Source organism: Clostridium lamae (genome assembly GCF_033043255.1).
GTDB classification, from domain to species: Bacteria; Bacillota; Clostridia; order Clostridiales; family Clostridiaceae; genus Clostridium; species Clostridium lamae.
In genome coordinates this window covers 1-11,995 of record NZ_JASCQJ010000021.1, presented here as the reverse complement: position 1 = coordinate 11,995, position 11,995 = coordinate 1, and the positions used below count along the sequence as shown (strand labels likewise).

Annotated in this window: 17 protein-coding genes; 15 read left to right on the top strand and 2 right to left on the bottom strand. The window is 26.3% G+C overall.

Annotated elements, in window-relative coordinates:
* Positions 1–37: 37 nt before the first annotated feature.
* From QK892_RS11035 to QK892_RS11000, 8 genes are all read left to right on the top strand, one after another.
* A complete protein-coding gene (locus tag QK892_RS11035; RefSeq protein WP_317273603.1) occupies positions 38–334 on the top strand; it encodes a PTS lactose/cellobiose transporter subunit IIA in 297 nt (98 codons plus the stop codon).
* A gap of 25 nt (positions 335–359) precedes the next feature.
* Complete coding sequence (locus tag QK892_RS11030; protein WP_317273602.1) at positions 360–704, top strand: PTS sugar transporter subunit IIB; 345 nt, start codon at positions 360–362, stop codon at positions 702–704.
* A 58-nt stretch (positions 705–762) separates the two neighbouring features.
* A complete protein-coding gene (locus QK892_RS11025; protein WP_317273601.1) occupies positions 763–2,061 on the top strand; it encodes a PTS sugar transporter subunit IIC in 1,299 nt (432 codons plus the stop codon).
* Positions 2,062–2,233: 172 nt separating this feature from the next.
* The gene (locus QK892_RS11020; RefSeq protein WP_317273600.1) at positions 2,234–2,959 is read left to right on the top strand and encodes a glucosamine-6-phosphate deaminase; all 726 of its coding nucleotides are present in this window, start codon (positions 2,234–2,236) and stop codon (positions 2,957–2,959) included.
* 183 nt (positions 2,960–3,142) lie between these two features.
* Positions 3,143–3,697 carry a hypothetical protein gene (locus QK892_RS11015; protein ID WP_317273599.1) on the top strand — a complete coding sequence of 185 codons (555 nt, stop codon included), beginning with the start codon at positions 3,143–3,145 and terminating at the stop codon, positions 3,695–3,697.
* A 22-nt stretch (positions 3,698–3,719) separates the two neighbouring features.
* Complete coding sequence (locus QK892_RS11010; protein WP_317273598.1) at positions 3,720–3,902, top strand: hypothetical protein; 183 nt, start codon at positions 3,720–3,722, stop codon at positions 3,900–3,902.
* An 11-nt stretch (positions 3,903–3,913) separates the two neighbouring features.
* Positions 3,914–4,426 carry a hypothetical protein gene (locus QK892_RS11005; protein ID WP_317273597.1) on the top strand — a complete coding sequence of 171 codons (513 nt, stop codon included), beginning with the start codon at positions 3,914–3,916 and terminating at the stop codon, positions 4,424–4,426.
* A 62-nt stretch (positions 4,427–4,488) separates the two neighbouring features.
* Positions 4,489–4,707: a hypothetical protein gene (locus QK892_RS11000; RefSeq protein ID WP_317273596.1), complete on the top strand. Its 219-nt coding sequence runs from the start codon at positions 4,489–4,491 to the stop codon at positions 4,705–4,707.
* Positions 4,708–4,735: 28 nt separating this feature from the next.
* Here the strand turns inward: QK892_RS11000 and QK892_RS10995 are convergent, their stop codons facing one another.
* Together QK892_RS10995 and QK892_RS10990 are read right to left on the bottom strand one after the other, a co-directional pair.
* Positions 4,736–5,215 carry a hypothetical protein gene (locus QK892_RS10995; protein WP_317273595.1) on the bottom strand — a complete coding sequence of 160 codons (480 nt, stop codon included), beginning with the start codon at positions 5,213–5,215 and terminating at the stop codon, positions 4,736–4,738.
* A 77-nt stretch (positions 5,216–5,292) separates the two neighbouring features.
* The gene (locus QK892_RS10990; RefSeq protein WP_317273594.1) at positions 5,293–5,682 is read right to left on the bottom strand and encodes a PadR family transcriptional regulator; all 390 of its coding nucleotides are present in this window, start codon (positions 5,680–5,682) and stop codon (positions 5,293–5,295) included.
* A 178-nt stretch (positions 5,683–5,860) separates the two neighbouring features.
* Between QK892_RS10990 and QK892_RS10985 the strand changes: the two genes are divergently transcribed.
* From QK892_RS10985 to QK892_RS10955, 7 genes are all read left to right on the top strand, one after another.
* Complete coding sequence (locus QK892_RS10985; protein ID WP_317273593.1) at positions 5,861–6,052, top strand: hypothetical protein; 192 nt, start codon at positions 5,861–5,863, stop codon at positions 6,050–6,052.
* A 106-nt stretch (positions 6,053–6,158) separates the two neighbouring features.
* Positions 6,159–6,491: a hypothetical protein gene (locus tag QK892_RS10980; RefSeq protein WP_317273592.1), complete on the top strand. Its 333-nt coding sequence runs from the start codon at positions 6,159–6,161 to the stop codon at positions 6,489–6,491.
* 66 nt (positions 6,492–6,557) lie between these two features.
* Positions 6,558–7,493, top strand: coding sequence for a hypothetical protein (locus QK892_RS10975; RefSeq protein WP_317273591.1), 936 nt, complete (start codon positions 6,558–6,560; stop codon positions 7,491–7,493).
* Positions 7,494–7,595: 102 nt separating this feature from the next.
* Complete coding sequence (locus QK892_RS10970; RefSeq protein WP_317273590.1) at positions 7,596–9,104, top strand: DUF1846 domain-containing protein; 1,509 nt, start codon at positions 7,596–7,598, stop codon at positions 9,102–9,104.
* 102 nt (positions 9,105–9,206) lie between these two features.
* Complete coding sequence (locus tag QK892_RS10965) at positions 9,207–10,871, top strand: ribonuclease J (protein ID WP_394855025.1); 1,665 nt, start codon at positions 9,207–9,209, stop codon at positions 10,869–10,871.
* A 49-nt stretch (positions 10,872–10,920) separates the two neighbouring features.
* A complete protein-coding gene (locus QK892_RS10960; RefSeq protein WP_317273589.1) occupies positions 10,921–11,649 on the top strand; it encodes an HAD-IB family hydrolase in 729 nt (242 codons plus the stop codon).
* A 74-nt stretch (positions 11,650–11,723) separates the two neighbouring features.
* A partial coding sequence (locus QK892_RS10955) for a hypothetical protein (protein WP_317273588.1) occupies positions 11,724–11,995 on the top strand: 272 nt, incomplete at its 3' end.

Below are 11,995 nucleotides of genomic sequence, written 5' to 3'. Positions count from 1 at the left end.
AAATATAATTATAATATGATTTTACAGGGGTGGAAGTATGAACACAGAACAAGTAGCTTTTCAAATTATATCAAGTTCAGGAGATGCTTTTGGATTATTAATAGAAGGGTTAAATTATGCAAAGGAAAATAATTTTAAAGAGACAGATAGATGTATTAAGGAAGCCAGAGAAGCTTTAAAAGTTGCACATAATGTACAAACTGAACTTTTAACCAGTGAAGCAAATGGTAAAAAAATTGAATTATCTCTATTATTTATACATGCTCAGGATCATTTAATGAATGTAATTTTAGCAGAGACTTTAATTACTGAAATGATTTGTATGTATAGATAAGATTATAATATGAAGGGGTTTTAATATGGCAATTGATTTTGAAAGATTACACATTTTATTAGTATGTAATTTAGGAGCATCGACAGGAATAATGGTTGCAAAGATGAGAGAGATATGTAGTAATAGTAGATCTCTTGAAGGAAAGGACATTAAGATAGATGCAAGACCAGCAGGAGAATTAGAAGAATATATAAATTTGTATGACGTAATATTAGTAGGACCACAAATGAGACATAAGTTTAGGGAACTAAAGGAGATTGCAGATTTTTACAAAAAGCCAATAGAAATAATTAATTCACAAGATTATGGTTTAGTTAATGGAGGAAATATACTAAAGGCAGCAATACTATTAAGAATTAGTAATAATTAAATCTTTATTATAAATAAATGATTAAGTTTTTATGAAAAATATTTAAGGGGGAGAAATTATGAGTAAATTTGTTGCTTGGCTAGAGAAGTATGTCGGACCTTTAGCTAGTAAAATTGAGAAACAAAGACATATTTCAACGATTAAAAATGGAATGATTAGTTTAATGGCAGTATTAATGGTAGGATCTATTAGCATGATTGTAGGTAGTATTGGAAACTTTTTACCAGAGGGGTCTGGTGTGGCAGAAGCATTCAATAACTTTAGACCAATGCTAAATATACCTTTTACATTTACTTTTGGTATTTTATCTATTTATTGTGCAATAACTATTTCTTATTCACATTCTAGACAATTAAAATTACAACCTATGCACGCAATTGTTGCAGGTGTAATGTCTACAGTACTTCTTTGCACAAGAGTTACTGAAAATGGTTTAGATATTGGATTCTTAGATTCAAGAGGTTTATTTATCGCTATATTTGCATCTATCATCTCAGTTGAGTTAATGAATTTCTTAATAGATAAAAAGATTACTTTAAGAATTCAAGGATTGCCTGATATGATAGGAAAGACTTTTGAAGCAATATTACCATTATTGATAATTATTATCTCAAGTATGGTTTTAAGTCAAATATGTATTTCATTATCAGGGGGACAAATTATACCTGAAGTTTTTACAACTATGCTTGCACCTGCAGTATCAGGTATAGATACAGTAGGGGGTGTATTTTTAGTATGTTTATTAGAAATGTTGTTCTGGTTCTTTGGGCTAAATGGATATGCAATTTTAGTAGGATTTACTTTACCATTTATGACACATTATCTTGGAGTAAATGCAGAAGCTTTTCAAGCTGGAATGATTCCACCACATGTTTTCACCGAAAATTTCTGGGGATATTTTATGGCTTGTACAGGTTCAGGATTAACAGGTGCACTTGCAATATTGGCATTGAGGAGTAAGTCAAGTCAATTAAGAGCAGCTGGAAAGGCTGGGATTATACCAGCTGTATTTAATATTTCAGAGCCTGTAGTTTATGGACTTCCAGTTGCATACAATCCATATTTATTCATTCCATTCGTTTTAGGGACACCGGTATTAAGTTGTCTTATCTATGGAGTATTCAGAGCAGGGATAATAAGAAATCCAGTTGTTAATGTTGGAGGTATGCCAACACCAATTGCACAATACTTAATTACATTAGATTGGAAAGCACCAATATTTGCAATAGTAATCATAATTGTAGCTATTGGAATGTATTATCCATTCTTTAAAATGTATGAAAAGAGCGTATTTGAAAAGGAAAAACTTGAAAAAGATAAGAACAGTGCTTACGATTCATTAGGATTAGACTTCTAGTTTTACAAAATAGGTAATATCAAAATAGGTAATATCAAAATAAAAACTATCGAATATACTTTGGATATTCGATAGTTTTTATTAAAAGTAAACAATTCTAGTTAAAAGCGAATAAGATTATTTATATGGTTATAAATTTAAAGTAAATAGTTATCTTAGAGGGGAGGAAATTATGAAAGTTAATATATTAGAAGATTATAAAAAATTATCTATGGCTGTAGCAGATTATATTATAGATCAAGTTAAAGAAAAACCAGAAAGTTTATTGTGCTTAGCGGGAGGTGATACACCATTATTAACATATAATTATCTTGCTCAAGCTTATACTAATGGAAAAGTAGATTTTAGTAAATGTAGATTTGTTTCATTAGATGAATGGGTAGGGCTTGATATTAATGTCAAAGGTAGCTGTATAGAAACATTATATAACAATTTATATTACAAACTTAATTTGAATTCGGAACAAATATGCTTCTTTGATGGAAAAGCTAGAGATTTAAATAATGAATGCAAAAGAATAGATAACTTTATATTTATTAATGGAGGGATAGACCTAATTTTGCTAGGTATTGGAATGAATGGACATATTGGGTTTAATGAACCTAATGTTAATATAAATAAATACTCACAAATATTTAAGCTAGATGATGTTACTAAGAATGTTTGTGTTAAGTATTTCGAAGAGAGTATTATACCTGAAGCTGGAATGTCTTTAGGTATGAAACATATTTTAGAGGCGAAAAAAGTTGTATTGATGGCTAATTCTATAAAAAAAGCTGATATAGTTTATAGAACAATAAGAGGTGAGAAATCAGTGGAAGTTCCTTCTTCATTAATTAGAGCTATCGTAGGATCACAAATCTTCCTAGATTATGAAGCAGCAAGTAAACTAGTATAACAATTATTAAAGATAAGAAATTGAAAATTAAGCATCTAGTATACACTAGGTGCTTTTTATTTTTACAATAATACGCTTAAATATTATACTCTTAAATAAGTATAATATTAAATATAAAATGTGGTAAAATTATCATATTAATGTTAGAATAAGAGTACAAAGAATAATAAAGGGGGGTGTATAATGGAAATAGATTTAATGATATTATTTAATGGATTTATAAGAAACTATGCCAATTTAGGGTTAAATTTCGTAGATAAAAATTTAGATATAATAAATAAAGAAAATAAATATTTCCTAACAATAGGCAAATTATTAGGTTTTTTAGTGAAAAGTAAAAAAAATAATGATGGTAGTATTGAAATCGATTGGAAAGAGTATGAATTTAATACAGTTAGTACTTCATTAACTAAAATAAATATAGTAAGAGAAATAGATTTAACAAAAGATCTATCAGTCATCTATGATTTAACTCATAAAGTAAAGAAAAATCCTCATATTGGATATGTATTAATATTAGAAGTTTCTTCTTATAATAGGATTGATTTTTTGAACAAAATAGTGAAGAGTTCATTAGATATTATAACAGATGAGATATTGATAATATATATAACTAGAGATGTAATAAAAAATATTTTTTACTTTAATGCATATTTATTTAAAAATAGTGACATCATTAAAAATAAAGTAGGAATTTCATCAAGTGATGATGATGGAAAGTTGAAAGCTATTTTTTAAATTTAGGCATGTAGGTGAGAAAATGGATATTGAAAAAGGTAGGATTTATGAACTTTGGAATGTTGATCATAGTAAAGTGGTTAAATATAGGCAAATCATTAAAAATAATACATTGAATGAATTAAAAGAAATTGAAACTGAAAGTTTAAATGATCTTGTTAAAGAAGTTAGAGTTCAAATTAACAAATGGAATGGTTTTTATTAAGGAGATTTAAAATGAATTTAGAAGTTATTTCTAAGATTGACTTTGATAAAATTATTAATATTAAATTTAATAATATCTTAGATGGATTTAAAAAGTATAGTCACATTGAATTATCACCTATTAATGAAGAGGACGAAGAAGATGAAAATAAATTTATAAGAACAATTGAAAGGTTTTATGAAATTAATGAAGGTAATTTAATTGTAGATTTTTATAAAGAAAAATTGAATTACGAAAGTATAAAATATATTAAAAGTAATTTAGATTTAGAAGATAATGTATGTCTAGATGAAATTTTAGATTTTACAAATGAGAATGATTATTTTTATAAGGTAAAAAATAAAAAGTATTTAAGATTATTGACAAAACTATGTACTAGAGAATTATTCTTTATTACATTTTATTTTTATAAGAATCCAGTTACCTTATGGGGAAATTATAACCTTAAGTTCCCTTTATTTTATGATGACAGTACCAATATAATCGATTATATTAGTATCTCTAAAATTAATAAATTATACTAGCTACTAACATAAATTTAAATACTATATCATAAATATAAATATTATTTATGATAGGTGGATTTATGATAAGTAGATTTATGTATAGTATAAAAAGTGTTTTTTATAAACTAAATAAAGAAGATTCAGATGAAAAAATAGATAAAATGCAGGAATTAAAATGTATTATTTGTGGAAGTGCAATAGCAAAAAATGATATGCATTCATATATCAGAGATGAGGAATTGAATGTGTATTGTTCTAAAAAATGTTATTTACAACAATTAAATTCAAAATATTATTAAAAAGGGTACAATCTATGATGTACCCTTTTTATATTAAAACTTTTTTAATAGTGCTATTATCTAGTTTTGAAAATAAATATATAGCAGATAATCTTAACTTACCATTTTCTAAAAATCTTAAATACCATTGAATATTAGAATTATCTGATGTTAAGGTTAATTTTCCTGTTGAATTTTTAGATTTTAATTTGGGGTAAATTGCAATAGAAGAGTGATTATCTTCTAAAATAGCTATTATACTAAATTCATAGTTTGTACATAAAAGCTTCAAAGAACTTAAATCTATTATTAATTTATTATTTTCTATTTTAGAAATACATTTCAGAGTTTCTCTAGTCTTTATATTTTTTAAAAAAACCGATACTTTAGTATAATTATTAAAATTAATATCATTAAAACAAAGAGTCAAGCAATGATTTATTAATAAGTAAGAAGTTAAATTTTTCTCTATAGCGTTTAAGTAAGAATGGCTTTGTTTAGAATTTTCATTTTTAATTTGTTTTTCCATAGCTCCTCCTTAGAAAATCATATATAAAATATAATATTTAAGTTGCTATGAAAAGATGATTAAATTTTAATAATTAATTACTTTTTCAACATATTAATCATAGTATCCAAAGTAGCTTTAGTTTTATTTAAGTTATTTATATAATCAGCAATATGATTTTTATAATATTCAATGCCACTATCAGTAATTGAGTAGATTTTTTTACTTCTCTTATTTAAAAATTCATCTCCTGTCCAACTACTTGTAACATATCCTTTTACTTCTAGATCATAAAGAGTTTCATATATTGTACTTGAGGAAACAGGAAAAGGTAAAGCAGTAGAAGAAAATTTATTTTTAAACTCTTCAAGAACTTTATTACCAAATATAGTATTACCTTTAGATAATTCTTTAAGTATGTAAAAACTATAAAGCATTTTAGTGTTAACAACGTTTCTAGGGGCAACTAATCTATTTCTTTTATCCATTTAAATACCTCCTTATATAATATATTTTATCATAAATGTTTTATATATACAATTAAATAAAATATTCTAAAATAATATACTCGTAAATAAGTATTCAATAAATATAAAAATATAAACAGAACCAAAAGAAACAATAAAGAATAATATATATTAAACAAAAGAATAGGAGCTGATTAACATGTCAAAAAGAAACAGATGCTGCTGTAGGAATAACTGTGGCTGCAGAGGCTGTGGATTTAACAACTGCGGAGGCTGTGGATTCAACAACTGTGGAGGTTGTGGATTTGGCGGAGGATTTGGTGGTTGTGGATTCGGCGGAGGCTGTGGATTTCCATTATTATGGTTATTGTTACTAGGTGGATGTTGGTAGTAATGTAATAAAAGGATGCATTAATTTGCATCCTTTTGTTTTATTAGTATAATAAAAATAAGGAAAAATAAAAGACTATAGGTTATGATAAGGTAGAGGTGAAAATATGCTTGAAAATAGATGCTTTTGTGAGAGATGTAATAAGATTCAACCAATAATAGTAAGAAGAAAAAAAGATATTAAAGAATTAAACATTGGAAGAATAACGTATAATAAATTATATGGAACTTGTGCAATATGTGAAAATGAAGTATATTCAATAGAGTTATCAAAAATTAATAAAATAGAGATGGGAAAAAAAATAAAGGAATTAGAAGATGAAGTAACAATACTAAAAATTATAGAGGAAAGTAATTCTGGAGTTTTAGCAATTCAAGATAGTGATAGAGAGTTTCTAAAAGAACTTGAAAATATTTTAAAAAAAAATAAAGATAAATAATTGGTTATTAAAATATTGAAATATTAATATAATATTTGTAAAGCATGTATTCCTAGGAGGAAAATGATGTTGGATTTACTTGTTTATTTAGATGAGTTATTAATTAAAAATTTAAACTCATTAGCTTTAAATGGGTATATTGATATAAGAACATTTAGAAGAATTAGAGATAGAACAGTAGGAGGAAATGCTAGAATAAGTGATAGAAGTTCAAATGGGCTAGATTATAAAAATCAAAAAGATAAAATTTCTGGCTATAAAAGTAAACATAATACTTGTGAGGAACATTATCAAGATGGTTCTGAAAGAAGTTTAGGCTTAGAAGGAAGAGAATTTGATAGAAATGAACAAGAAATAAAGAAAATAACTACAGTTTTTACTCTTCATAATGATTTATTAACAAATATGTATTCAAATAAGAGTGTGATAAATGCTATAGACTTTAAATCTATAGAAGATCATAATATTAAAGTCGGAGATTATATTGAAATAAGTGGATGTGTTCAAGAAATTTCTATTCCTCTATATATAGAGACCTTAATAGAAAGCATAAATTGCTACGGTATTGATTTTTTAAATACTTTTTTGGATAAAGAAAAAATTAAAAAATTAGATTTTGGTATAATAACACGACTTCTAGAGGGACTAAGGAATAAAATTACTAAAAATGGAACATCTGATTTAGTTATAAAAAATGGCGATACATCTATGGTCCTTGCAATAAATGAAAATAATTTTATTAATAATGGCTATAATACATTTGACTTTGTTCAATGTTCATGTAAAATATTCGGAAAAGTAATGATGATTAAAGAAGATAATGAAAGGTGTATTAGTTTACTTAGAAAGTCATCACAAGAGGAATATTATGAAAAAGTATTAGAATCTATAGATCCATATTTAGATATACTAAGATCTAATGATATAATTTTACCTAAAAAACCTATATGTAATATAATCGGTAAAATGATAATGATTTTGCCAATAAGCATATGTATATAATAGTATACATATGCTTTTATTTTATTATAGAAAGTATTAGCATTTTATTGTATAATTATTTTTTAATAGTTTACTTAAAGTATAAAGAAAAGAGGCTGAAATATGGAAGTTGGATTTGATCATAAAAAATACTTAGAAGAGCAATCTAAATATATTTTAGAGAGAGTTAATAACTATGATAAGTTGTACTTAGAATTTGGTGGTAAATTGATGTTTGATTTACATGCAAAGAGAGTTTTACCAGGCTTTGATGAAAACGCTAAAATAAAATTGCTTCAGAAATTAAAGGAAAAAGTAGAAGTTGTTATCTGTGTTTATGCAGGTGATATTGAAAGAAATAAAATTAGAGGTGATTTTGGTATTACATATGACTTAGAAGTTTTACGATTAATTGATGATTTTAGATCTTATGAATTAGATGTAAATAGTGTTGTAATTACTAGATACGATGGACAACCAGCTACTACAGTTTTTATAAACAAGCTTGAAAGAAGAGGAATAAAAGTTTATAAACATAAAGCTACAGCTGGTTATCCAACAGATGTAGATACAATTGTTAGTGAGAAGGGGTATGGTCAAAACCCATATATTGAGACTTCTAAGCCAATAGTTGTAGTTACGGCGCCAGGTCCTGGTAGTGGAAAATTAGCAACTTGCTTAAGTCAGTTATATCATGAAAATAAAAGAGGTAATGTTGCTGGATATTCAAAATTTGAAACTTTTCCTGTATGGAATGTTCCATTAAAACATCCACTAAATATTGCATATGAAGCAGCTACTGTGGATTTAAAAGATGTTAATATGATAGATTCATTTCATTTCGATGCATATAATGAAGTTGCTGTAAATTATAATAGAGATATAGAGAGTTTTCCTGTATTAAAAAGAATAATAGAAAAAATTACTGGAAAAGAATCAATTTATAAGTCCCCAACAGATATGGGAGTAAACAGAGTAGGTTTTGGAATCATAAATGATGACATAGTTAGAGAAGCTTCTAAACAAGAAATTATCAGAAGATATTTTAAAACAAGTTGTGAATATAAAAAAGGATACATAGATAAAGACACTGCCAATAGAGCAAAATTGATAATGGAAGAGTTGAATCTTAAAGAAAGTGATAGAATGGTTGTAACAAGTGCAAGAGAATATTCATTAAAGAAAAAACTTGAATTAAAGAAAAATGATGCATATTCAGTAGTGGCTTTACAACTTGAAGATGGTACTATAGTTACTGGTAAAGAATCAGAAGTTATGGATGCTCCAGCTGCTGTAATACTTAATTCTATAAAACATCTTGCTAATATTTCAGATGATATTCATTTAATATCACCTGTGATTTTAGAGCCAATACAAAATTTAAAAATTAATACATTAGGAATAAAAAATACTATATTAAATTGTGAAGAGATATTAATAGCCTTAAGTATATGTGCCGCAACTAATCCAACAGCACAGGTTGCTTTAACTAAACTATCATGTTTAAAAGGTTGTCAAGCACATTCTACTACAATAATATCTAATAGCGATGATCAAACATTTAGAAGATTAGAAATTGATATTACATGTGATCCAGAATATCAAAGTCAGAACTTATATTATAATAATTAATCTATATCCCTTAGAGCATATCTAAGGGATTAAATTTTATTAAATTTTATTTAAAACTGCTTTTTTGGAAATACTATTCTAAAGAGAAGAGGAGGTTTCATTATGGAAAAAGACAGTTTTATAAAAATAATACCATTAGGTGGAGTTGGAGAAATCGGTAAAAATATAACTGCTATTAAAGTGAAAGAAGAAATAATTGTAATAGATTGTGGAATTGCATTTCCAGATGAGGAAATGTACGGAGTAGATTTGATAATACCTGATATATCTTATTTAATAGAAAATAAAGATAAGGTTAAAGGTTTTTTTATAACTCATGCTCATGAAGATCATATTGGAGCAATACCATATGTTTTAAAACAAATAAATATTCCTATTTACGGAACTAAGTTAGCTTTAGCAATAATTGAAACAAAGCTCAAAGAGCATAATTTAATTGGAACTACTAAGCTTATTAGTGTTGATCCTGGCTCAAGAGTAGAGTTTGAATCTTTAAGTGTTGAATTTATTCAAAGTACGCATAGTATTGCTGAATCATGCTGTTTATCAATAAAAACAGAAATAGGGGTTATATTCCATACTGGAGATTTTAAAATAGATTTAACACCAATTGATAATAAAGTGATTGACTTAGATAGAATATCTACTATAGGCAAAGAGGGAGTATTATTACTTATGGCTGACAGCACTAATGTAGAAAGAAGTGGATATACAATGTCAGAAAAATCTATAGGTAATACATTTCATAGAATTTTTAGAAGTGCTAAGGGGAGAGTAATAGTAGCGACCTTTGCTTCAAATATTCATAGAATGCAGCAAATAGTGAATTCTTCATTAGAAAATAATAGAAGGATAGCGTTTTCAGGTAGAAGTATGGAGAGCATATCAAAACTTGCTTTAGAATTAGGGTATTTACATATACCTGATGATATGATTATAGAGATTGATGAAATAAATAATTATAATAATGAAAATATTACAATTATAACAACAGGAAGCCAAGGAGAACCAATGGCAGCTTTAGCAAGAATAGCTTATGGCAATCATAAGAAAATAAAAATAAAAAATGATGATCTATATGTAATATCAGCTTCTCCTATTCCTGGTAATGATAAACTTATTTCAAAAGTGATTAATGAATTATTTAAAAAAGGTGCAGAAGTAATTTACGAAGATCTAGAAGAAGTTCATGTCTCTGGGCATGCATATAGAGAAGAACTTAAATTAATGCATAGACTAATAAAACCAAAATACTTTATGCCTGTACACGGAGAATATAGACATTTAAAACATCATAAGGATTTAGCTGTAGAACTAGGAATGAATAATAAGGATATATTTATACTAGAAAGAGGAGAAGTATTAGAAATTAATAATGATGAGGCTAGGATTTCTGGGAAGGTTCACTCAGGTACTATACTAGTTGATGGATTAGGAGTTGGAGATGTAGGTACCTTAGTATTGAGGGATAGAAAGCATTTAGCTCAGGATGGATTAGTTAATATTGTAGTTACAATTGAGAAAGAAAGTTATGCCATAATAGCAGGTCCAGATATAATTACTAGAGGTTTTGTTTATGTAAAAGAATCGGAAGAATTGATAAATGAACTTAGGGATATTGCAACAGAAGAGTTACAAAATTGTTTAGATGAAAAAATACTCGAATGGTATATAATTAAAACTAATATAAAAAAGGCTATTGAAAGATTTATTTATGATAAAACCAAAAGAAGACCGACAATTATACCAATTATTATGGAAATTTAATTAAAATGTTATATAATAGATAATAAAAATAGAAGATGGAGGGGATTTTATGAAAAATATTGCAGCATTTTTTGATATTGATGGAACAATATATAGAGAAGGATTAATTACCGAAGTTTTTAAAAAGATAATAAAATATGAATTAGTAAATGAAAACAAATGGTATAAAGATGTAAGGCCTGCATATTTAAAATGGGATAAAAGGCAAGGAGATTATGATACGTATTTACTTAAGATGGTGGATATATACACAGAAGCCATAAAAGGAATTAATGAATATCATATAGATTACATAGCTAACAAAGTAATAGAGCAAAAAGGAGATAGGGTTTATACTTTCAGCAGAGAAAGAATTAAGTGGCATAAAGAACAAGGTCATATAGTAATTGCAATTTCAGGTTCGCCTAGTGAATTAGTTAGAGAAATGTCTAAAAAATATAATATGGATGATTTTAAAGGAACTATATATAAATTAGATGCATATAATAAATATAGTGGTGAAGTAGTTCCAATGTGGGATCATGAAAGTAAGTTATCGGCAATAAATGAATTTCAAAAGAAATATAATATTGATTTAGATAAAAGTTATGCTTATGGAGACACATCAGGAGATATAACTATGTTTAAATCTGTAGGAATACCTTATGCCATAAATCCAACCAGAGAACTTTTAGATAAGGTTATGAAAGACGAGGAAATAAGGAATAAAATCAAAGTTATAGTAGAGCGTAAAGATGTAACTTATGGTTTAGATATAAACTGTATTAATCTTTTATAAAAATAGACAATATACTCCTTAGGATATATAATATTAAAGAAATATTATAATTTATATATTTTAAGGAGAAAATCATGCTAACTATAGACAATAAAACAATTGAAGAAAAAATTAAGCAGTTAAGAAAAGCCATTGAAATAGTTGGAGGAAAATCTTTATTAGACAATATTAAAAGTAATGAAGATTTAGCTAACTATATTTTAAATGGTACTTTTCAAGGAGAAAAAGTTACATTTAAAATAATTGATATTGAATATACAGTAAATGAATTATTCAAGTTAAAATTAGATTATGAAAAAAATTATATTAAAAATAAAAAAATATATATAGAAAAGATAAGCTATAA

Coding starts and splice junctions, on each gene's coding strand:
- QK892_RS11035 (WP_317273603.1), top strand. CDS start 38: ATGAACACAGAACAAGTAGCTTTTCAAATTATATCAAGTTCAGGAGAT.
- QK892_RS11030 (WP_317273602.1), top strand. CDS start 360: ATGGCAATTGATTTTGAAAGATTACACATTTTATTAGTATGTAATTTA.
- QK892_RS11025 (WP_317273601.1), top strand. CDS start 763: ATGAGTAAATTTGTTGCTTGGCTAGAGAAGTATGTCGGACCTTTAGCT.
- QK892_RS11020 (WP_317273600.1), top strand. CDS start 2,234: ATGAAAGTTAATATATTAGAAGATTATAAAAAATTATCTATGGCTGTA.
- QK892_RS11015 (WP_317273599.1), top strand. CDS start 3,143: ATGGAAATAGATTTAATGATATTATTTAATGGATTTATAAGAAACTAT.
- QK892_RS11010 (WP_317273598.1), top strand. CDS start 3,720: ATGGATATTGAAAAAGGTAGGATTTATGAACTTTGGAATGTTGATCAT.
- QK892_RS11005 (WP_317273597.1), top strand. CDS start 3,914: ATGAATTTAGAAGTTATTTCTAAGATTGACTTTGATAAAATTATTAAT.
- QK892_RS11000 (WP_317273596.1), top strand. CDS start 4,489: ATGATAAGTAGATTTATGTATAGTATAAAAAGTGTTTTTTATAAACTA.
- QK892_RS10995 (WP_317273595.1), bottom strand. CDS start 5,215: ATGGAAAAACAAATTAAAAATGAAAATTCTAAACAAAGCCATTCTTAC.
- QK892_RS10990 (WP_317273594.1), bottom strand. CDS start 5,682: ATGGATAAAAGAAATAGATTAGTTGCCCCTAGAAACGTTGTTAACACT.
- QK892_RS10985 (WP_317273593.1), top strand. CDS start 5,861: ATGTCAAAAAGAAACAGATGCTGCTGTAGGAATAACTGTGGCTGCAGA.
- QK892_RS10980 (WP_317273592.1), top strand. CDS start 6,159: ATGCTTGAAAATAGATGCTTTTGTGAGAGATGTAATAAGATTCAACCA.
- QK892_RS10975 (WP_317273591.1), top strand. CDS start 6,558: ATGTTGGATTTACTTGTTTATTTAGATGAGTTATTAATTAAAAATTTA.
- QK892_RS10970 (WP_317273590.1), top strand. CDS start 7,596: ATGGAAGTTGGATTTGATCATAAAAAATACTTAGAAGAGCAATCTAAA.
- QK892_RS10965 (WP_394855025.1), top strand. CDS start 9,207: ATGGAAAAAGACAGTTTTATAAAAATAATACCATTAGGTGGAGTTGGA.
- QK892_RS10960 (WP_317273589.1), top strand. CDS start 10,921: ATGAAAAATATTGCAGCATTTTTTGATATTGATGGAACAATATATAGA.